Genomic DNA, 20,499 nt, shown 5'->3' with positions numbered 1-20,499 from the left:
GAGACTTATCGTGTCTGAACTGTCTCAACTATCACCACAGCCGCTGTGGGATATTTTTGCCAAAATCTGCTCTATTCCGCATCCGTCCTACCATGAAGAAGCGCTGGCTGAACATATTCTGTCCTGGGCCAACGAAAAAGGCTTCTGGGTCGACCGCGATAAAACAGGCAATATTCTGATCCGTAAACCGGCCACGCCAGGGATGGAAAACCGCAAGCCGGTGGCGCTGCAGGCGCACCTGGATATGGTGCCGCAGAAGAATAACGACACGGTACATGACTTCACCAAAGATCCGATTCAGCCGTGGATTGACGGCGAGTGGGTTAAAGCCCGCGGCACCACGCTGGGCGCGGATAACGGCATCGGCATGGCCTCGGCGCTGGCGGTGCTGGCTGACGACAGCGTTGAGCACGGCCCGCTGGAAGTGTTGCTGACGATGACCGAGGAATCCGGTATGGATGGCGCCTTTGGTCTGCAGGCTGACTGGTTGCAGGCGGATATCCTGATCAACACCGACTCGGAAGAGGAAGGTGAAGTCTATATGGGTTGCGCTGGCGGTATCGATTTCATCACCACTCTGCCGGTTGAGCGTGAAGCGGTTCCGGCGGGCTTCGCCACGCTGAAACTGACGATTAAGGGCCTGAAAGGCGGCCACTCCGGTTGCGATATTCATGTCGGTCTCGGCAATGCCAACAAACTGCTGGCGCGTTTCCTTGCTACTCAGGCGAAGGCGCTGGATCTGCGTCTGGTGGATTTCACCGGCGGCACCCTGCGCAATGCGATTCCACGTGAAGCCTTCGCCACTCTGGCCGTCGCTGCCGATAAAGTGGACGCGCTGAAAGCGGCCGCTACTGGCTATCTGACAACGCTACAGAATGAAGTCAGCCCGAAAGATAAAAATATCAATGTGCTGGTTGAACCGCTGGCCAGTGAGGCCGAAGCGTTAACGGCCAATAGCCGCGACCGTTTTATCGCTCTGCTGAACAGCACGCCAAATGGCGTGATCCGCAATTCCGACGTGATGAAAGGGGTGGTGGAAACCTCGCTGAACGTTGGCGTGGTGTCGATTAAGCAGCATGAAGCCGAAATTATCTGCCTGATCCGTTCACTGATCGACAGCGGTAAAGATTATGTGGTGGAAATGCTGGTTTCTCTGGGCGAGCTGGCTGGCGCGAAAACCGCACCCAAAGGCGGTTATCCGGGCTGGCAGCCTGATGCCACTTCACCGGTGATGGCGCTGGTGCGCGAAACCTATGAGAAGCTGTTTAACCGCAAGCCTAACATTCAGGTGATTCACGCCGGTCTGGAGTGTGGTCTGTTTAAGAAGCCTTACCCGAATATGGATATGGTATCTATCGGTCCAACCATTACCGGTCCGCACTCCCCGGATGAGCAGGTACATATCGCCAGCGTGGGTCTGTACTGGCAACTGCTGACCGAGTTGTTACGGGTGATCCCGGCGAAGTAAGGGATGACGGATTGATGATTTCCCCAGGCGGCATATTGCCGCCTGTTTTTTTGCCATCACAATCCCAGCAGCAACTGCCGCTCCAGCTGGGGGTTAAGTAACGATACATGCAACCCTACCAGCCGCACGCCGCGGCCGCCGCGCCGCTCGTCCCAGGTCTTCCGCGCCAGATCGATTAAATCGCCTTTATTCAGCACCGGCCAGACATGTTCCTGAGTGGTCAGCTGGAAATCATTAAATTTCAGTTTCACCCCCTGGCGCGCAATAAGCCGGTCCGGCTTAATCGCCGTTAAGCGTCGCTCCAGCTCCTCATACAGATAATCGAGGATCTTCAGGCACTCTTCCCAGCTATCAATATCCTCGGATAGCGTACGCTCGACACCCAGTGATTTCCGCTCACGTTCGGTGATCACCTCGCGATTATCGATGCCGTGACTACGCTCCCATAACACGCGGCCAAATTTACCAAAGCGTCTCAGCAACAGCGCCAGATCGCTTTTTTGCACATCGGCACAGGTAAACAGCCCCTGCTCTTCCAGCTTTTTTGCCGTGACTTTGCCGACGCCGGGAATTTTTTTCAGCGGCAGCGTCTGCAAAAAAGCCGGCATCTGTTCCGGCGTAATCACAAACTGGCCATTGGGTTTATTCAGATCGGACGCGATTTTGGCGAGAAACTTAATCGGCGCAATGCCGGCGGAGGCGGTAAGATCCAGTTCATCGGCGATACACTGGCGAATTTCGCGCGCCATCAGCGTCGCAGATCCCTGGCAGTGTTCGCTATCGGTAACATCCAGATAGGCCTCATCCAGCGATAGCGGCTCAATTAATGAGGTGTAACGCGCAAAAATTTCGCGAATATGGCGGGAAGCGATTTTATACGCCTCAAAACGGCCAGGGATCACTTTCAGATGGGGGCAAAGTTTAAGGGCCATCGCCGTCGACATGGCGCTGTGAACCCCATATTTGCGTGCCGGGTAATTGGCGGTGCTGATAACGCCGCGCTGTTTCTGACTGCCACCAATAGCAATCGGGATATCACGCAAGCGGGGATCGTCGCGCATTTCGACTGCGGCAAAAAAACAGTCCATATCGACATGAATAATTTTACGCATATCCCCTCCGGCAATACTGGATAAGTATACAGTCAAAACCAAAGAGTTCAAGCTGGTCTGCGACAAGCTGGCCCGGCGATCGTCCCGGCCTGTCGGTATAACCCCAGACATTTTCAGGAATAATCTCAGCCAGCATCTTGATAAAAAAATAGACGATGTTAATGTTGCGCTGCGATAGCGGAATTTTCCGATAATGCAGTTATCAGACGTTGGTCTTTACCCTCAATATTTCGCGTTGCAGAACGGTGCTCAGACCGCGCATCGACGGCAACATAGCTATCTATGTCACCGGGATCGGCAACCTGAGGTATGACGCGTATCAACGTCGCACTTACACACCCTCTATTTCAAGGGAATCAGAATGGACAAAATCGCACTGTTGTTTGCGATGATCTTTCTGCCAGCCGTTAGTATGGCCAGCACTCCGGAACCAGTTCAACCGCTAGCGCCGGTAAGCAAAGAATTAAAGAAACAATTAATTGGTACTCCTGTCTATCTTCAGATCTTCAAAGAAGAGCGAACGCTTGAACTGTATGGAAAAATAGGCAACGAATTTCGTCTGCTGGATAGCTATCGCATCTGCAATTTCTCCGGCGGACTCGGCCCGAAACAGCGTCAGGGCGACTTTAAAAGCCCGGAAGGTTTTTATACCGTCACGCAGCGTCAGCTAAAACCTGACAGCCGTTTCTATCGTGCGATCAATATCGGCTTTCCTAATGAGTACGATCGTCAGCAGGGCTATGACGGTAAATATCTGATGATTCATGGCAACTGTGTCTCTATTGGCTGCTACGCCATGACCAATGCCTATATGGATGAGATTTTTACTTATGTGAATGCTGCGCTGCACAATGGTCAGACAGAAGTGAACGTGAGTATTTATCCGTTCCGGATGACGGAAAGTAATATGCAGCGCCATCGTAACTCATACTACACGGCGTTCTGGAAGCAATTGCAGCCAGGCTATGCGTGGTTTGTTGAGCATCGCCAGCCGCCAGCGGTGAGCGTGAATGCCGGCAAATATGTGCTGAATAACAATCCGGTTATCAACAACCATCCGGCGGCACCGGGATCAATCCTCGCGCTCACCAAGACAGAATAGCACCCACTCTCCGGGTTCTATTTTGTTCCAGGTTTCATTACCGGTAAGCGGCTGAGTCGCAATCACCGTGACCACGTCATCTGGCGTGGTCTGCTTCTGAAAATCGATCTCCACATCCTGATCGAGCAGTTTGGCTTTGCCAAAAGGCGCGCGCCGGGTGATCCAGAACAGATTGGTGGAGCAAAAAGCCATCAGATAGCGCCCGTCCGACAGCAGCATATTAAATACCCCCTTCTCTCGCAGCTCCGTCGCCAGTTCGGCAATATAACGAAACACCGCCGGCCAGTTACCAGGCGTACGCGGATAGCGGGTAGTCAGCTGATGCAGTAACCAGCAAAACGCTTTCTCACTGTCGGTTTCACCTACCGGACGAAACTGACCGGTTTCCAGCTGGCGATACCCTTTCAGTTGCCCGTTGTGCGCATAGGTCCAGTTACGCCCCCACACTTCACGGGTAAACGGATGGGTATTTTCCAGCGACACCTCACCCCGGTTGGCCTGGCGAATATGCGCCACTACCGAGCGTGATTTGATCGGGTAATCCTGTACCAGCCGCGCAATTGGCGAGTTAAAGCTCGGCTGCGGATCTTTAAATGTGCGACAGCCTTTGCCTTCATAGAAGGTGATGCCCCAGCCATCCTTATGCGGCCCGGTTCCGCCGCCACGCTGCACCAGGCCGGTAAAGCTAAAGCAGATGTCCGTTGGGACGTTAGCGCTCATCCCGAGCAATTCGCACATAATGTGACCTCAAAATCAAAAGATTCCCCCGCAGGCGGGGGAAGGCGCTAATTATTTAGCCATCTCTTTTTCAATCAGCAGGATCAGGATATGAATCACTTTAATGTGAATTTCCTGAATCCGGTCGGCAAAACCGAAGTGCGGCACGCGAATTTCCACGTCGGCCGCGCCGTCCATTTTCCCGCCGTCTTTGCCGGTCAGGGTGATCACTTTCATCCCCTGGGCGCGCGCCGCTTCAATCGCTTTGATCACATTGGCGGAGTTACCGGAAGTGGAGATCCCCAGCAGCACATCACCGGCACGGCCGACGGCCTCAATATAACGAGAGAAGATAAAATCATAGCCGAAATCATTACTGACGCAGGAGATATGGCTAACATCAGAGATAGCAATCGCCGGATAACCCGGACGATTTTCCCGGTAGCGCCCGGTCAGCTCTTCTGCGAAGTGCATCGCATCACAATGCGAGCCGCCATTACCACAGGAAAGCACTTTACCGCCCGCTTTAAACGAATCCGCCAGCAGTACTGCTGCGCGCTGAATAGCATGGATATTGGCATCATCGCTCAGAAATTTATTAAGCGTCTCGGCTGCTTCATTAAGCTCGGCACGAATTATGTCCTGGTACATAGGGATGTCCTTTGGGGGAAAGAAATTCCGCACAAGTTTACCGGAATGGGGGTAAGGCGAAAAGCGTCCTGCAACACAAGCCGCAGCTTTGTCTTTTGATGCGACCGGAGTGTGAGCCAGGTTGTAATTATAATGTAAACACATTGCTAACAAACTTTATCTGCTCTAAACCTGTAGCAATAGCTCAAACAGGTCAGACCTCTTACTACTTACGGAGCGGTTCACTATGATGGTTCTCAGTATTGTCGCGACGATTGTGCTGATAAGCGCACTCTTTTACCACCAGGTAAATCTGTTGGCCAGTAGCCTGCTGCTACTGGTATGGACAGCCGCTATGGCGATGTTATCCCTGTGGACGCCATGGTTGCTGATCCCGCTGGCGATTATTCTGCTGCCATTTAATTTTCTGCCGATGCGCCGGGCACTGTTCTCCAGATCGCTGCTGCATACTTTCCAGAAAGTGATGCCGCCGATGTCGCGCACCGAGAAAGAAGCGATTGATGCCGGTACCACCTGGTGGGAAGGCGATCTGTTTCGCGGTAATCCTGACTGGCAGAAGCTGCATAACTACCCGCAACCACGGCTGTCGGAAGCGGAGCAGGCATTTATTGAGGGGCCGGTGGAAGAAGCCTGCCGTATGGCCAATGATTTCCAGATCACCCATGAAATGGCCGATCTGCCGCCTGAACTCTGGGCTTATCTGAAAGAGCATCGCTTCTTTGCGATGATCATTAAGAAAGAGTACGGCGGGCTGGAGTTCTCCGCCTATGCCCAGGCGAAAGTGCTGCAGAAACTGGCTGGCGTCTCCGGCATTCTGGCGATTACCGTGGGTGTGCCTAACTCTCTTGGCCCCGGCGAATTGCTGCAGCATTACGGCACCGATGAGCAGAAAGATCACTACCTGCCGCGTCTGGCGCGTGGTCAGGAGATCCCGTGCTTTGCCCTGACCAGCCCGGAAGCAGGTTCTGATGCCGGAGCGATTCCGGATAGCGGCGTGGTCTGTATGGGCGACTGGCAAGGTCAGCAGGTGCTGGGTATGCGCCTTAGCTGGAACAAACGCTATATTACCCTCGCGCCAATCGCTACCGTGCTGGGGCTGGCGTTTAAACTGTCGGATCCGGACCACCTGCTGGGTACCACGGAAGATCTGGGAATTACCTGCGCGCTGATCCCCACCAGCACCCCCGGCGTGGAGATTGGCCGTCGTCACTTCCCGCTTAACGTACCGTTCCAGAACGGCCCAACCCGCGGCGAAAATATTTTTGTCCCTATTGATTATATTATCGGCGGGCCAAAAATGGCCGGTCAGGGCTGGCGGATGCTGGTGGAATGTCTGTCGGTGGGCCGCGGTATTACCCTGCCATCGAACTCTACCGGTAGTCTGAAAAGTATCGCGCTGGCAATTGGCGCTTACGCCCATATTCGCCGTCAGTTCAGGCTGCCGATTGGCAAGATGGAAGGGATTGAAGAACCATTAGCGCGCATCGCCGGCAATGCCTATGTGATGGATGCGGCGGCGGCGCTGATTACTTATGGCATTGTGCTGGGTGAGAAACCGGCGGTGTTATCCGCCATCGTCAAGTATCACTGTACCCATCGCGGCCAGCGCGCCATCGTGGATGCGATGGATATTGCCGGCGGCAAAGGCATTATGCTCGGCAGCAGTAACTTCCTGGCGCGCGCTTATCAGGGAGCGCCGATTGCGATTACCGTGGAAGGCGCCAATATCCTGACGCGCAGCATGATTATCTTTGGTCAGGGGGCGATTCGCTGTCATCCCTATGTGCTGGATGAGATGGCGGCGGCGCAGAGCGGCGATGTTAATGCCTTTGATAAAGCGCTGTTCAGCCATATTGGTCATGTCGGCAGTAATAAGATACGCAGTCTGTGGCTGGGGCTCACCGCCGGTCGCAGCAGTAAAACACCGACTCGTGACGCCACCCGTCGCTACTATCAGCATCTGAACCGCATCAGCGCCAACCTCGCATTGCTGTCGGATGTTTCAATGGCGGTGCTGGGCGGTAGTCTGAAACGGCGTGAGCGCATCTCTGCGCGTCTTGGTGATGTGCTAAGCCAGCTATTTCTGGCCTCTGCTGCGCTGAAACGCTATGAAGATGAAGGCCGCAATGAAGCCGACCTGCCGCTGGTGCACTGGGGGGTACAGGACGCGCTGAATCAGGCCGAGCTGGCGATGGACGATCTGCTGCGTAATTTCCCCAACCGTCTGATCGCGGGCATGCTGCGCGTGGTGATCTTCCCAACCGGTCGCCACTGCCGGGCGCCATCTGATCGGCTGGATCATAAACTGGCGCGCATTCTGCAACTGCCTTCGGCGACACGCACCCGTCTCGGACGCGGTCAGTATCTGACCCCGGGCGCCCATAACCCGGCCGGTCAGCTGGAAGAAGCGTTGCAGGATGTGATGGCGGCGGAAGCGATCCACGATCGGCTGTGTAAGCAACTGAAGAAGAGTCTGTCGTTTACCCGTCTGGATAAACTGGCAACGCGTGGGTTGCAGGAAGGATGGATTGATCAGCAGGAAGCGGAGGTGCTGACGCGTGCCGAAGCCAGTCGCCTGCGTTCGATTAATGTCGATGATTTTGCCGCCGATGCGCTGGCGACCCAGCCGGTAAAAACGGTCGCGCCGGCACGGAAAATAGAGGCGGCTTAAAGCGAGCCGGGTGATAAATCAGGCGGGATCCGTAAATGGTCCCTGGAGGCATAGGCGGCGGGATTTATTCCGCCCGCTGTCTTATGCAACACGGGAGCCATAAATGGCTCCCCTACATCAGGGCGGCAGATATTCTTCTGTAGGGGCGGCATTTATGCCGCCCGTATCAATGGTTTGCACTGCTGCCACCTTCGGGACGGGAGCCATTAATGGCTCCCCTACATCAGGAGGCAGATATTCTTCTGTAGGGGCGGCATTTATGCCACCCGTATCAATGACTTGCACTGCTGCCACCTTCGGGACGGGAGCCATAAATGGCCCCCTACCGGATCCGTAGCGGCGGGATTTATTCCGCCCGTTGTCTTATGCAACACGGGAGCCATAAATGGCCCCCTACGGACCCTGTAGCGGCGGGATTTATTCCGCCCGCTGCCTGATGCAGCACGGGAGCTACGATATTCCAGAAACTCCTGCAACAGAAATACCCTTAACCGTTTTGCCGAATACGCGCAATCAGCGCATCGATATCCTGCACATGTGGCGCCGCCACAATCAGCGTCTTACCTAAGCTGATAGCATGACGCAAACACTCATCGCGCATCGGCTCGCTGGCGATTTTCTTGATATCCGCAACCTGCGAAATCCCCACGGTACGGCGAATCAGCTCGGTGCCGCAGAAACCAATGGTATCCTGCAACACCTGCTGCAGAAATGCCCGGGCATAACCCGGATACGCCAGCGCCCGATCGCGGGTTTTCTCTGCCGCCAGCGCAAGAAAACGCTCAGCAAAGCCCAGCCAGACTTCACGGACATCCGCTAAACGCTGTTCGCGCCCATCTGCCGCTTCCCTGGCTGCCAGCAAGCCCGGCAGCGCGCAGTAGTTAATCAGCAGGTTGCCAATCGCCGTGCCAACGTCAAAACCGATCGGGCCGTAGAAACCAAACTCGGCATCAATCGCTTTCAGGCTGGTGGCCGTCACAAAGATCGAACCACTATGAATATCGCCGTGCAACAGCGCTTCGGCATGGGACAGGAAGCGGTGCTTCAGGCCCGCCACGGCAACTCTTAGCTGATGGTCATCGCGCAGTTCAGCGACAAAACTCTCCAGCGTCGCCGGGTAAGCATTGCGCTCATGCAGCTGGTACGGATCGTTAAAGAACAGATCCTCCGTCATTTCACACAATTCCGGGTTGGTGAAACGAATGACATCGGCTTTTTTCGCATGGGGATGCTGGAAGAAATCAGAAGTATGAAACAGGGTCTGCGCCAGATATTCACCCAGCTGCGCCGCCGCCAGCGGGAAATAACTGCCTTTCACCAGTTCGCCGCGCCAGATAGCGTGATCGGAAAGATCTTCCATTACCATTACCGCTAAATCAGTATCGTAATGCAGAAGTTTGACGGTATGCTGCGGACAAAATTTACTGTGTTCCAGCAGCGTTTCCGCTTCAAGGCGCGCACGATCCAGCGTCAGAGGCCAGGACTCGCCGACAACTCGCACGTAGGGCAGCGCCTGTTTGACGATAATCCGGCTCTGGCCCGTCTGGTCAAAAATTTTAAACACCAGATTAAGGTTACCATCGCCAACTTCCTGTGCGTCCACCAGTGAGGACGGATCGTCCAGGCCACCAAATTGTCGGGCATAATCCACAGCGTCTGCTGCAGTGAACGTACGGTATTGCGACATTGCCTTCTTCCTCATCGAAACTTTGTGCCTGATATAATAAGAATAAGCCGTTCAGACGTCTATACATCCGCGCTGCATGTTGGCACAATATGCAGCATTAACGCAACATGGATTTAAAACAGATGCAGACATTCAGCACCACCAGTTTACAGGTTCGTGACAATCAGCTGTGGATCCTTGATCAGCAGGCACTGCCGCAAGAAAAAATCTGGTGCCCTACTCCCGACGTTACCACGCTGGTCGGCCATATTCAGGCATTGCGCGTACGCGGTGCGCCGCTGATTGGCCTCTCCGCCAGTCTGCTGCTGGCGCTGCTGGCGGAAAACGGCATGCCGCAGGCAGAGCTGGCTGTGGCGCTGGAGGTGCTGCGCGCATCACGACCAACGGCGGTCAACCTGATGAACAATCTCGACCGCATGAAACTGGCGCTGGCGCAGGATCATTTCGTTGCCGCCCTCAGCGCCGAGGCGCTACGCCTGGTGGCTGAGGATAAAGCGCTGTGCGACAGCATCGCCGCCGCAGGCAGCGCGCTGGTTAGCCCCGGCAGCCGTCTGCTGACCCACTGTAATACCGGCGGCCTCGCGACTGCCGGCGTCGGTACCGCGCTGGGCGTTATCGCCCGTGCTCACCAGCAGGGCAAGGTAGCCAATGTCTGGGTCGATGAAACCCGTCCGCTGTTACAGGGTGGTCGTCTGACCGCCTGGGAGCTGGGCGAACTGGGGGTCCCTTACCAGCTGATTTGTGACTCAATGGCTGCCAGCCTGATGGGGCTAAAACAGGTCGATGCCATTTGGGTAGGCGCCGATCGAATTGCCGCCAACGGCGACGTGGCGAATAAAATCGGCACTTACAGTCTGGCGGTGCTGGCGCACTATCACGCTATTCCGTTCTATGTTGCCGCCCCGCATACCACCCTCGATCGCCAGTGTCCGCATGGCGCCGCGATCCCGATTGAGCAGCGCGATGCGCGCGAAGTCACCGGTGTTGCCGGTAGTTTTGGCCAGGTGCAGTGGGCGCCGGCTGCCGCCAGCGTCTATAACCCGGCGTTTGATGTTACCCCCGCCGCGCTGATTAGCGGTTGGGTGCTGGATACCGGGGTGGTGACACCTGCGCAGGTGGCGGAAGGAATTTTTCAGCCGCGTTAAGCGTACGGGCGGCGCCAACGCCGCCCGCCGCAGCGGGTTTATGGCAGACGCGGGTAAGCATCAGCAATAGTGTCGCCGGTAAACTGCGCAATCCAGCCTTCAGGATTATCGAAAATACGGATGGCAGTAAAGTGCGGAGCGGAACCCATATCAAACCAGTGTGGCGTTCCGGCTGGCACCGACAGCAAGTCATTCTTCTCACACAGGATCTGATAGATCTTACCATCAAGGTGCAGACAGAACAGCCCGGCGCCTTCCACAAAGAAACGCACTTCATCTTCGCCATGGGTATGCTCGGCAAGAAACTTACTGCGCAGCACCTCTCTCTGCGGATTGTCGGCACGCATGCTGATCACATCCCAGCTCTGATAGCCCTTCTCGGCCACCAGACGATCGATGGCATGCTGATAAGCTTTGATCACGGTGTCCGCATCCGGATTGTCACCCAGATCGCGATCGGCTGCCCAGCGTTCAAAGCGCACATCTTTGGCATTCAGCTGCTGACGGATCGCTTCAGCATCGGTGCTGTGCCAGACCGGCTGGGTGGCTTCAGTATCGGTAAAAATAGTCAATGCACTCATGAGGAAAACAGCTCCAGGTTAATCTGATCAAAACGGTTTACCTGACGATGGACGCTGACTGCATCCGCCTCGTCGCGAATTAACTGCACGCTGTGCCAGCCAGCCTGCTGTGCGGCATCCAGTTCCTGGCGGATATCGGATAAGAACAGCAGTTCACTGGCGGGCAGCGCGATCTGGCTGGCGATATTGCGATACGAAGCAACTTCGCGCTTGGCGCCAACATGGGTATCGAAATAACCGCTGAATAGCGGAGTGATATCACCTTCGTCGCTATAACCAAATAACAATTTCTGCGCTGCTATTGAGCCAGATGAATAAACGTATAGTGCAATCCCCTGTGCCTGCCACTGCTGTAATGCCGGCAGCACATCCGCATACAGATGACCTTTAAAATCACCGTTCAGATAGCCATTACGCCAGATCATCCCCTGCAGCGCTTTTAACGCGGTAGATTTGCGATCCTGGTCCATAAAGCTAAACAGGATATCCACCAGCTGCTCTGGCGTGGCGGCCGGTTGCGCAATTTCGCTACGCAGATCGTTCAGCACCGCGCTGACCGCCTGCTGATGCTGGTGTTGCGCGATATACGCCGCCAGGTGCTGACGGGCGTAGGGAAACAGCACATTATGCACAAAGCGAATATCGCTGGTGGTACCTTCGATATCGGTAACAATCGCACGAATCATTTGGCCTCCAGCAGGCGTCGTTGCATTTCACACAGAAACAGGAATTCCAACCCTTCCAGATGACGCCTGGCCTCATTTACATCTTTGCCCCAGCAGGTCAGGCCGTGACCACGCAGCAGAAAGCCGTAACGCAGAGGGGTATCGCGGGCAAACAGTTCAATGCGCTGCGCCAACGCATCGATATCCTGATCGTTATCGAATAGCGCAATCGACACACTGTCGAGATGCGACTGCTGTCCGGCAAGGGTTTTCTGCATTTCATAACCCTGCAGCAGCAGCGCCGCGCCTTTTTCCACCCGTGACAGCACCGTCGAATTAACCGTATGGGTGTGCAGTACGGCGCCCGCATCCGGGAACAGACGATAGATTAAGGTATGCAGTCCGGTTTCCGCTGAAGGCTTACGCCCGGACGGCGCACGGTTGCTGGCTATTTCTACCTGGATAAAATCATCGCGTGTCAGGCTGCCTTTATCTTTGCCTGATGTGCTCAGCAGGCAGTAGCTGTCATCTGCGCGAACCGACATATTGCCGCCGGTCGCCGGCGCCCAGCCTTTTGCGCCAATCCAGTGGCAAGCCGCCACCAGCTGGTCCAATTGCGCTAAAACCGTCATACCTTTCCTTATTTTTCAGGTGTTTGCAACGCTACTCTCGTTAGCTTTTAGACGTCTAAGCGTCTTGATTGCCAAATATTAACATCGTGTTATAGTGGCAGCAACACAGGCTTCCACCTCCAAGACATTAGCTCTATAGGTCATACACTCATGAGTCAAACACCCCTGATTCCCGAGAGCAAACTTCCGGCGCTCGGCACCACCATTTTTTCGCAAATGAGCGCGCTGGCACATCAGTATCAGGCGATCAATCTGTCGCAGGGTTTTCCTGACTTCGATGGCCCCGGCTATCTGCAGGAACGTCTGGCATACCATGTCAGCCAGGGCGCTAACCAGTATGCACCGATGACCGGCGTGCAGTCGCTGCGCGAAGTCATTGCCACTAAAACCGCCGAACTGTATGGCCATCTGCCGGACGTCGATAGCGATATTACCGTGACCGCCGGCGCCACTGAAGCGCTGTTCGCGGCGATTACCGCGCTGGTACGTCCGGGCGATGAGGTGATCTGCTTCGACCCAAGCTACGACAGCTATGCTCCCGCGGTTACGCTGGCGGGTGGGGTAATGAAGCGTATCGCCCTGCAACCACCGGGCTTTAACGTGGACTGGCAGCAGTTTGCCAGCCTGTTGTCGCCGCGCACCCGACTGGTGATCCTCAATACGCCGCACAATCCGTCCGCCACCGTCTGGCAGCAAAGCGATTTTGCCGCTCTCTGGCAGGCGATCGCTGAGCAGGAAATCTATGTGCTGAGCGATGAAGTGTATGAACATATCTGTTTTGCCGCCGAAGGGCATGCCAGCGTGCTGGCGCATGCGCAGCTGCGTGAACGCGCCATTGCCGTCTCGTCGTTCGGTAAAACCTTCCATATGACCGGCTGGAAAGTGGGTTACTGTGTGGCCCCCGCCGCCCTGAGCGCGGAAATTCGTAAGGTGCATCAGTATCTGACCTTTTCGGTTAATACCCCGGCGCAGCTGGCGCTGGCGGATATGCTGCGCGATCAGCCCGATCATTATCGCCAATTGCCGGACTTTTACCGTGGCCGCCGCGACCGCTTTGTGCAGGCGCTGGCCAAAAGCCGGCTGCAGCTCCTGCCGTGTGAAGGTACCTATTTCTTACTGGCCGATTACAGCGCGATCTCCGATCTGGATGACGTCAGTTTTTGCCAGTGGCTGACCAAAGAAGTTGGCGTGGCGGCGATCCCGCTGTCGGTATTCTGCGCCGATGCTTTTCCTCATAAACTGATCCGCCTGTGCTTCGCCAAACAGGAAGCCACGCTGGATGCTGCTGCGGAGCGCCTGTGTCGACTTTAAAACTGACGGTACTGCAACAACCACTGGTCTGGATGGATGGTGGCGCCAACCTGCGCCACTTTGACACTCTGCTGGCGGAAATACACGACAGCGATCTGATTATCCTGCCGGAAATGTTTACCACCGGCTTCGCCATGGAAGCGGCCAAAAGTTCGCTGCCGCAGGCGCAAGTAGTCAAATGGTTGCAGGCCCATGCTAAAACCACCAATGCCATGGTGGGCGGCAGCGCGGCGATTCAGACCGATAAAGGTGCGGTTAACCGCTTCCTGCTGGTCGAGCCGGACGGCAAACTGCACAGCTATGATAAACGCCATCTGTTCCGCATGGGTGATGAGCATCATCACTATCTGGCTGGTGAGCGCCGTGAGATTATTGAGTGGCGCGGCTGGCGTATTCTGCCGCAGATCTGCTATGACCTGCGCTTCCCGGTGTTTTCACGTAATCAGAACGACTACGATCTGGCGCTGTATGTGGCTAACTGGCCAGCGCCGCGCGCCCTGCACTGGCAGTCGTTGCTGCTGGCGCGCGCCATTGAGAATCAGGCGTATATTGCCGGCTGTAACCGCGTCGGTAGTGATGGCAACCAGCATCAGTACAGCGGTGATAGCCGGATTATCAGCCCGCAGGGTGAGATTCTGGCTGCCGCTGAGCCGCATCAGCCCGCCCGTCTTGATGCAGAGCTATCGCTGGAAGTATTGCGCGAATATCGCGAGAAGTTTCCTGCCTGGCGTGATGCCGACGCCTTTCGCCTGTAATGAAACGGCCTGTGGGGATCCCTCCCCGCAGGCCGTTTATTGTTATTAATATTGCTATATCCAGTAAAAAAACTTACCAATTAGTCTGCTGACGCGTAAACGGCACGCTTACGGTTGTGCTGCGAAGGTCGTGTCGCCGGTACTACAATAAAACCACCCGGCGTTAATTATTATAATACCCTGATACTACGGTAATTGCCCCGGTGCCGACCCAGTGTGTTTTTTTGGGGTGCCGGGCAATTATGCCAATATATCCTCACAGATCAATGCCACGGTCAGATGCTATTAGCAATAAGTCTAATAACTAAGAATAAAAATGATCGCGTTGTTTTTTCGAGAAAAAAACAAAGATAGCGGCCAAAAACAGTAGTAATAACGCAAGATTAGTGGGGAAAATAAAGAGGAAAATACCGAATGAGGGCGTAATTAAATCAGATTTCTTTAGGTATTTCTCTTACCAGAACCACTTATTACCGCTGCGCTTTGCCAGATTTACGCCACGCCACCTGCCAATACCGGTGAGCCATCAATGGCTCCGGTACTGAAACGCACCGCTTTGCGGGCGGCGCCAACCGTCCCGGCAAGGGCGTTATCAGGAGCCACGGTAAGTGGACCACGACCATGGCGATATCAGAAACGGTAAATGATAGTGGCTGCCGGTTGCCGGAATAATAAAATCGATCTGCGCCGTGACATAGAGCGCGTCGCGCCCGCTAATGGCAAAGTAATCGCCGATTTCAGCGGTCAGCCGGTAGTGACCGGGGGTCAGCGGCTCAGTGGTAAAATCCTTAATACGGCCATCACTGTCGGTCTGGCCTTTTACCACCGGCAGCCAGCCGGTAGTGCTGTCCTGTTCCAGCGCAATCACCACGCCGCCGGCCGGTTTACCCAGTGCCGTATCCAGTACATGAGTGCTAATGGTGCTCATTGAAAACTCTCCCTAAGACGCAGCAGGGTAATTTCACGTAGTTGCATTAACGCTTCCTGTTGTTCCTGCTGTGGATCATTTGCCAGCCGGCGCTGCAGCTCGGCAAGCATCTCCTCGCCGCTGCGCCCCCTGGCGCGAATCAGAAACACCCGGCCAAAGCGCTGTTCATAGTCAGCATTGCCGTTACGCAGCGCCTGCTTCAGTCGCGAGTCGTCGTCGTTTACCGCCGACTGCTCCTGGCGCGACAATGCAGCCTCTTTACCCGCCCCCGACGCCCGCTCGCCAATCCGCGGATGCGCAGCAAGCGCCTGCTGCAGGTCGTCCGCATCCCAGTGGCTGGCGAGCTTATCCGCATACTGCAACAGCGCATCAAGGGAAGCATAGGGCCGCGCGGCGGCCAGTTCGCCGCTCCAGCCAGCCAGCGCCACACAGTGGGCAATAGCGGCACGCGCAGCGGCATCCGTCAGTTGATTAAACTGTTCCAGTTTCATCATCTGTTGCCCAGCCCGTTGCCAGCGATATCATGCACCGCCAGAAGGTAGGCCTGAACCGCTTTGGCCACATCGCTTTCCAGCACCGATTCCGCCGGATGATGACTGATGCCACGGTCGCAACGCACAAACAACATCCCCACCGGCCAGCGTTCGGCAATGGCGATAGCATCATGGCCTGCGCCGCTTGGCAGCGACAAACTGCTGCCCTGTACTTGCGTCACCGCCCGGCTGAGTGCCGACTGCAACTGCTCATCACAGCGCGTGGCGGCAATACGGTAATATTCATCCGCGCTAAACGTCAGACCACGACGCAAGGCGATGGCTTCCGCCTGGGTGAGCAGATCGGAGAGCAATACCGCCAGCGGCTGGTCTTCCGGCCCGCGGATATCCAGGGTTAAGTCCACTTCGCCCGGGATCACATTCACCGCGCCCGGGGCACATTGTAAGGTACCAACGGTGGCGACCAGCTGCGGATTGTGCTGTGGCGTGGTGTTTTCGATATAGACCATCCACTCGGCGGCGGCGGCGAGGGCATCTTTACGATGCTTCATCGGCACGGTACCGGCATGGCCCGCTTCGCCGACAAAGCGGCAGTTCAGACGACGCGCGCCGTTAATCGCCGTGACCACCCCCAGCGCCAGCTGCTGCTGTTCAAGGCAAGGCCCCTGCTCAATATGCAGTTCCAGGTAGGCGACAATATCGCTTACCTGACGGGCGGCCTGAGCAATATTGCCGGCATCAAGACCGACATCGGCCATTGCCTCAGCCACGGTAATGCTGTTACCGTCCGGATGCGTCGGCCAGCTTTCCGGCCAGCTGCCGGTGATGCCACGGCTGCCCAGCAGGGTAATACCAAAACGCGTCCCCTCTTCATCGCCAAAACCGACAATCTCAATCGCCAGCGGCAAACGTAGCTGGCGCTGATGCAGATAGTGCACGGTTTCGATAGCGGTCAGCACCCCAAGCATGCCGTCATAGCGACCGGCATTACGCACCGTATCAAGGTGCGACCCCAGCAGCAGCGCCGGTGCGCCGGCGGCGGCGGCTTCATAGCGGCCACAAATATTGCCGACGCTGTCCTGCCACACCTGCATACCGGCCGCAGCCATCCACTCGCCCACCCGGGTATTGGCGCGCATATGCTCCGGTGACAGATAAACGCGCGTCAGCTTATCGGCGGTTTCGCTGATTTCCGCCAGCGCGTCGCAGCGGGCCATCACCCGGGCGGCAGCCTGTGCAGCTTCGGTTGCGTTCATCAGACAGCCACTCATTAGCGGCTCCCGTTGCTGTACAGATCCCATGCCGCCTGCATCGCCGCGCCCTGCGTGGTTTTAAAGCCGAGATGGTTCAGTACCGCTTCCAGCGCGGCGAGGGTTTGCAGTACGCAATCTTTACGCGCGTTATACCCCATGGTGCCGATACGCCACACTTTGCCGACCAGCGGACCAAATGAGGTGCCAATTTCAATGCCAAAATCTTCCAGCATCAGCTTACGCGCCTGATCGCCGTTAATCCCTTGCGGGATCACCACGCCGAGCACGTTATTCATCTTATGCGACAGATCGCCAAAGGTTTCCAGTCCCATGCCCTGAATACCGGCCAGCATCGCATCCCCGTGCAGCTTATGACGTGCAATGCCGTTATCCAGACCTTCCTGCAGGATCAGGCGCGCGCATTCCCGGGCGCCAAACAGCGCGCTGGTGGCTTCAGTATGGTGGTTAAGACGCTCCGGCCCCCAGTAATCCATGACCATGCCGAGATCAAAATAGTTGGAGTAGATCATCTCATCATCGCCATCCTGATGGGCGGCGGTGCGGATGCCCTGCTCGACGCATTTACGTTTACGGATCACCGCTTCCATCTGCGGGCTGAGGGTGATCGGCGAGGTGCCCGACGGGCCTCCCAGACACTTCTGCATCCCGGCAGACACCGCATCCAGCCCCCAGGCATCGGTTTCCAGCGGGTTGCCGGCGAAAGAGGCGGTGGCATCGGTATAGAACAACACGCCATATTTGCGGCAGATGGCGCCAAGATCTTCCAGCGGCTGCAGCATGGTGGTGGAGGTGTCGCCCTGTACCGTCAGCAACAGGCGCGGACGCACGGCTTTAATCGCATCTTCGATTTGATCCGCGCTAAAAACTTCGCCCCACGGCACTTCGATGGTGTGCACTTCCGCACGGCAGCGGCGGGCGATTTCACACAGCAGATGACCAAAACGGCCAAATACCGGTACCAGCACTTTATCGCCCGGACGGATCGCCGACAGCAGAATCGCTTCAATACCGGCGCGCGAGGTGCCGTCGATCAACATGGTCCAGCGGTTTTCGGTACGAAACACCGCACGATACAGCTCCATCACTTCATTCATATAGCTGGTCATTGCCGGATCGTACTGACCGAGCAGCTGGCTCGACATGGCGCGCAGCACGCGCGGATCGGCATTAATCGGTCCCGGTCCCATCAGCAGACGCTGTGGCGGATTAATTTGCGGGTAGTGAGTGATATCCATGGTTCATTCCTTAGGTAAATGCCCTGATGCGTTAATTGAGGCCGCGCACCGAGGAGATAAACTGTTTGAGTTCCGGCGTCTGCGGATCGGCGAACACCGTACGGCTGTCGCCCTGTTCCCATACCCGCCCCTGATGCATAAACACCACGCGATCGCCGACTTCCCGGGCGAAGTTCATTTCGTGGGTCACCAGAATCAACGTCATGCCCTCTTTCGCCAGTTGCTCAAGGACTTTCAGCACTTCGCCCACCAGTTCCGGGTCGAGCGCCGAGGTGATTTCGTCACACAACAGGACTTTCGGCGACATCGCCAGCGCGCGTGCAATGGCGACGCGCTGCTGCTGGCCGCCGGAGAGGTTAGCCGGATAGTAATCCATACGATCGCCGAGGCCGACCTTGTCCAGCATCTGTGCCGCCAGCTGACGGCATTCGCTCTCTTTCTTTTTCAGCACCCGACGCGGCGCCAGCATCACATTTTCCAGCGCGGTCATATGCGGGAACAGATTAAAACTCTGGAATACCATCCCCACCGAGCGGCTGATATCGCGCGCCTGCGAGTCGCGGTCGGTAATAGTGACGCCGCCCAGTTTGATGCTGCCTTCCTGATAACCTTCCAGCCCGTTCATACAGCGTAACAGGGTACTTTTGCCGGAGCCGCTGCGGCCAATTATCGAGATCACTTCACCCATTTCGATATCGAGATCCACGCCTTTTAATACATGGTTCTCGCCGTAATATTTCTGTACCTGATTAATGGTGATGAGCGGCATTGAATTTCTTCTCCAGATATTGGCTGTAGCGCGACAGCGGATAACACATCAGGAAGTAGCCGAGCGCCACCAACCCGAAAACTTTAAACGGCTGATAAGTTACGTTATTCAGTATGGTTCCGGCTTTGGTCAGTTCGATAAAACCAATAATCGACGCCAGCGCGGTCCCTTTAATCACCTGTACCGCAAACCCTACGGTCGGCGCGATACCGATACGCAACGCCTGCGGCGCCACCACGCGCCACAACGTCTGGCCAAAACTCAGCCCGAGACAGCGCGAGGCTTCCCACTGCCCTTTAGGCAGCGCTTTAATGCTGCCGTACCAGATATCCAGCAGAAAGGCGCTGGTATATAGCGTCAGCGCCAGTGACGCGGCGGTCCAGGGGGTGACATCAATGCCAAACAGCGCCACGCCAAAAAATGCCAGAAATAACTGCATCAGCAGCGGCGTTCCCTGAAACAGCTCGACATAAGCGCGGATCAGCCGCAATGACCAGCGACGACCGGTCAGGCGCAGCAGCAGCAAGGGCAGCGTCAGCAGGGTGCCGCCAGCAAATGCCGTCAGTGACAGCAGAATCGTCCAGCGCGCCGCCAGTAGCAGATTGCGCAGGATGTCCCAGTCGGTAAAAGTGGTCATCATGGCTGCTCCCCAAACCATTTGCGGCCTGCGGCCAGTAGCAATTGACGCATGGCGATCGACAGCGCCAGGTACATCAGTGTGGTGACCAGATAAACTTCAAAGCTTAAAAATGTGCGCGACTGAATCAGGTTAGCGGCAAAGGTCAGCTCTTCATAAGAGACCTGCGACACCACCGAAGAGCCAAGCATCACAATAATGCACTGGCTTACCAGTGCCGGATAAATACGTTTTAGTGATGGCGGCAGCACCACGCGAATAAAGGTCTGCGCGCGCGTCAGCCCCAGCACCCGTCCCGCTTCCCACTGTCCTTTTGGCGTCACCTGGATCCCGGCGCGAATAATCTCGGTGCTGTAGGCGCCGAGGTTAATCAGCATCGCCAGCAACGCGGCTTCGCCGGCGGTCAGTTTCATTCCCATATTGGGCAGGCCAAAAACGATAAAGAACAGCTGTACCACAAACGGCGTGTTGCGAATCAGCTCGACGTAGGCCCCCCAGAAGCGGCTTAGCCAGCCGGGCCTGCCGCTACGCAGCGCGGCGCCGAAAATCCCCAGCCCGACGCCGCCGATGGTCGCCAGAACCGTCAGCTGGATGGTCACCCACAGACCGGACAGCAATTCCGGCCAGTGAGGCCACAGCGCGGCAAAGTTGAGTTGTCCGATCAT

Annotated in this window: 20 protein-coding genes; 6 read left to right on the top strand and 14 right to left on the bottom strand. The window is 56.1% G+C overall.

All coding sequences use genetic code 11. The features are described from left to right. Positions 1 to 10: 10 nt before the first annotated feature. The gene (gene pepD, locus JWF83_RS07080) at positions 11 to 1,468 is read left to right on the top strand and encodes a beta-Ala-His dipeptidase (protein WP_413649491.1); all 1,458 of its coding nucleotides are present in this window, start codon (positions 11 to 13) and stop codon (positions 1,466 to 1,468) included. 56 nt (positions 1,469 to 1,524) lie between these two features. Here pepD and dinB read toward each other — a convergent pair whose 3' ends face one another. After that, positions 1,525 to 2,580, bottom strand: coding sequence for a DNA polymerase IV (gene dinB / locus JWF83_RS07075; protein ID WP_413649490.1), 1,056 nt, complete (start codon positions 2,578 to 2,580; stop codon positions 1,525 to 1,527). Positions 2,581 to 2,941: 361 nt separating this feature from the next. Here dinB and dpaA point away from each other — a divergent pair, with 361 nt between their 5' ends. Next, complete coding sequence (gene dpaA / locus JWF83_RS07070; RefSeq protein ID WP_413649489.1) at positions 2,942 to 3,682, top strand: peptidoglycan meso-diaminopimelic acid protein amidase; 741 nt, start codon at positions 2,942 to 2,944, stop codon at positions 3,680 to 3,682. Here dpaA and JWF83_RS07065 read toward each other — a convergent pair. Next, a complete protein-coding gene (locus JWF83_RS07065; RefSeq protein WP_413649488.1) occupies positions 3,653 to 4,420 on the bottom strand; it encodes a class II glutamine amidotransferase in 768 nt (255 codons plus the stop codon). The genes dpaA and JWF83_RS07065 overlap by 30 nt on opposite strands. Before the next feature lie 51 nt (positions 4,421 to 4,471). Beyond that, entirely contained in the window at positions 4,472 to 5,050 is a 579-nt protein-coding gene (lpcA, locus tag JWF83_RS07060; protein WP_413649487.1) for a D-sedoheptulose 7-phosphate isomerase, read from the bottom strand. 226 nt (positions 5,051 to 5,276) lie between these two features. Here lpcA and fadE point away from each other — a divergent pair, with 226 nt between their 5' ends. Beyond that, positions 5,277 to 7,721, top strand: coding sequence for an acyl-CoA dehydrogenase FadE (gene fadE, locus JWF83_RS07055; RefSeq protein ID WP_413649486.1), 2,445 nt, complete (start codon positions 5,277 to 5,279; stop codon positions 7,719 to 7,721). Between the two features lie 487 nt (positions 7,722 to 8,208). On the opposite strand, the gene mtnK is transcribed toward fadE, so the two are convergent. Further along, positions 8,209 to 9,408, bottom strand: a complete 1,200-nt coding sequence (gene mtnK / locus JWF83_RS07050; protein ID WP_413649485.1) for an S-methyl-5-thioribose kinase — start codon at positions 9,406 to 9,408, stop codon at positions 8,209 to 8,211. Positions 9,409 to 9,530: 122 nt separating this feature from the next. Between mtnK and mtnA the strand changes: the two genes are divergently transcribed. Next, complete coding sequence (gene mtnA / locus JWF83_RS07045) at positions 9,531 to 10,553, top strand: S-methyl-5-thioribose-1-phosphate isomerase (RefSeq protein WP_413649484.1); 1,023 nt, start codon at positions 9,531 to 9,533, stop codon at positions 10,551 to 10,553. 38 nt (positions 10,554 to 10,591) lie between these two features. Here the strand turns inward: mtnA and JWF83_RS07040 are convergent, their stop codons facing one another. From JWF83_RS07040 to JWF83_RS07030, 3 genes are read right to left on the bottom strand one after another with little or no spacing between them, the layout of a single operon-like run. Beyond that, on the bottom strand, positions 10,592 to 11,134 hold the full coding sequence (locus tag JWF83_RS07040) for a 1,2-dihydroxy-3-keto-5-methylthiopentene dioxygenase (RefSeq protein WP_413649483.1): 543 nt from the start codon (positions 11,132 to 11,134) through the stop codon (positions 10,592 to 10,594). Next, entirely contained in the window at positions 11,131 to 11,820 is a 690-nt protein-coding gene (gene mtnC / locus JWF83_RS07035; RefSeq protein WP_413649482.1) for an acireductone synthase, read from the bottom strand. The genes JWF83_RS07040 and mtnC overlap by 4 nt, the downstream gene beginning before the upstream one ends. Next, positions 11,817 to 12,431: a methylthioribulose 1-phosphate dehydratase gene (locus JWF83_RS07030; protein WP_413649481.1), complete on the bottom strand. Its 615-nt coding sequence runs from the start codon at positions 12,429 to 12,431 to the stop codon at positions 11,817 to 11,819. Before JWF83_RS07030 ends, mtnC begins: the two co-directional genes overlap by 4 nt. 150 nt (positions 12,432 to 12,581) lie before the next feature. Here JWF83_RS07030 and JWF83_RS07025 point away from each other — a divergent pair, with 150 nt between their 5' ends. Continuing rightward, positions 12,582 to 13,742 carry a pyridoxal phosphate-dependent aminotransferase gene (locus tag JWF83_RS07025; RefSeq protein ID WP_413649480.1) on the top strand — a complete coding sequence of 387 codons (1,161 nt, stop codon included), beginning with the start codon at positions 12,582 to 12,584 and terminating at the stop codon, positions 13,740 to 13,742. Beyond that, the gene (locus tag JWF83_RS07020; RefSeq protein WP_413649479.1) at positions 13,730 to 14,497 is read left to right on the top strand and encodes an amidohydrolase; all 768 of its coding nucleotides are present in this window, start codon (positions 13,730 to 13,732) and stop codon (positions 14,495 to 14,497) included. Before JWF83_RS07025 ends, JWF83_RS07020 begins: the two co-directional genes overlap by 13 nt. A gap of 592 nt (positions 14,498 to 15,089) precedes the next feature. On the opposite strand, the gene uraH is transcribed toward JWF83_RS07020, so the two are convergent. From uraH to JWF83_RS06985, 7 genes are read right to left on the bottom strand one after another with little or no spacing between them, the layout of a single operon-like run. Beyond that, positions 15,090 to 15,425 (bottom strand): hydroxyisourate hydrolase, encoded by a 336-nt coding sequence (uraH, locus tag JWF83_RS07015; RefSeq protein ID WP_413649478.1) that lies wholly within the window; start codon positions 15,423 to 15,425, stop codon positions 15,090 to 15,092. Then, the gene (gene uraD / locus JWF83_RS07010; RefSeq protein WP_413649737.1) at positions 15,422 to 15,916 is read right to left on the bottom strand and encodes a 2-oxo-4-hydroxy-4-carboxy-5-ureidoimidazoline decarboxylase; all 495 of its coding nucleotides are present in this window, start codon (positions 15,914 to 15,916) and stop codon (positions 15,422 to 15,424) included. Before uraD ends, uraH begins: the two co-directional genes overlap by 4 nt. Beyond that, entirely contained in the window at positions 15,916 to 17,190 is a 1,275-nt protein-coding gene (gene hpxK, locus JWF83_RS07005; RefSeq protein ID WP_413649477.1) for an allantoate amidohydrolase, read from the bottom strand. The genes uraD and hpxK overlap by 1 nt, the downstream gene beginning before the upstream one ends. Further along, on the bottom strand, positions 17,190 to 18,428 hold the full coding sequence (locus JWF83_RS07000; protein ID WP_413649476.1) for a pyridoxal-phosphate-dependent aminotransferase family protein: 1,239 nt from the start codon (positions 18,426 to 18,428) through the stop codon (positions 17,190 to 17,192). Before JWF83_RS07000 ends, hpxK begins: the two co-directional genes overlap by 1 nt. Positions 18,429 to 18,459: 31 nt before the next feature. Next, positions 18,460 to 19,197, bottom strand: coding sequence for an amino acid ABC transporter ATP-binding protein (locus tag JWF83_RS06995; protein ID WP_413649475.1), 738 nt, complete (start codon positions 19,195 to 19,197; stop codon positions 18,460 to 18,462). After that, positions 19,178 to 19,834 (bottom strand): amino acid ABC transporter permease, encoded by a 657-nt coding sequence (locus tag JWF83_RS06990; protein WP_413649735.1) that lies wholly within the window; start codon positions 19,832 to 19,834, stop codon positions 19,178 to 19,180. The genes JWF83_RS06995 and JWF83_RS06990 overlap by 20 nt, the downstream gene beginning before the upstream one ends. Next, on the bottom strand, positions 19,834 to 20,499 hold the full coding sequence (locus tag JWF83_RS06985; RefSeq protein WP_413649474.1) for an amino acid ABC transporter permease: 666 nt from the start codon (positions 20,497 to 20,499) through the stop codon (positions 19,834 to 19,836). Before JWF83_RS06985 ends, JWF83_RS06990 begins: the two co-directional genes overlap by 1 nt.

Origin of the sequence: Pantoea sp. B65, from assembly GCF_047308185.1 — a bacterium.
Taxonomy (GTDB): domain Bacteria; phylum Pseudomonadota; class Gammaproteobacteria; order Enterobacterales; family Enterobacteriaceae; genus Erwinia.
This window is presented reverse-complemented; position numbering and strand designations above follow the sequence as displayed.